This window comes from Pseudomonas sp. 86_A, assembly GCF_017491705.1.
Classification (GTDB): domain Bacteria; phylum Pseudomonadota; class Gammaproteobacteria; order Pseudomonadales; family Pseudomonadaceae; genus Aquipseudomonas; species Aquipseudomonas koreensis.
The window spans coordinates 1-446 of sequence record NZ_JAFGYS010000177.1 but is presented as its reverse complement, the minus strand read 5'-3'; the positions used below and the strand labels follow the sequence as shown (position 1 = coordinate 446).

General features: G+C 63.7%; 1 protein-coding gene. It reads right to left on the bottom strand.

Annotation, left to right across the window (positions count from 1 at the left end; all coding sequences use genetic code 11):
- Positions 1 to 397: terminase TerL endonuclease subunit (locus J5M57_RS28565; RefSeq protein WP_243435672.1), on the bottom strand; the 397-nt coding region annotated here is incomplete at its 3' end.
- Positions 398 to 446 lie beyond the last annotated feature (49 nt).

Sequence of the window (446 nt, the reverse complement as noted above, 5' to 3'; positions counted from 1 at the left end):
AGCCCTGACCGAATTCGACGAACCGGCTCAGCTCTTCTTCCGAGAAGCCGACCCGCTCAAGCCATGGTTTCAGGAAGCGCATGTTGTAGCGGTCGAACGCGAGCGCGCGCACGTTGCACCGGTCGAACACACCGCGCAAGTGTTCGGCGACGAATTCGTATTCGATAGCGCGGCCGGGCGTCGTCTGAAGCAGGCCGTCCCGCGCCCATACGTCATAAGGCACGCGATCGGCGCGCGCCTTCGCTTCCAGACCATCTTCGGGGAGCCAGAATGTCGGATGAACGTCGCCGGCCTCCGACACCAGCACGAGCGCTGTCAGGTCACTGACGCTCGATAGATCGAGGCCGCCATACACGTCTTCGCCGTCCAATTCGGCGGGTTCGCCGCTGTTCTCCATCCAGATCGCGCGCGCCGATCGCGTGCCTTATGACGTATGGGCGCGGGAC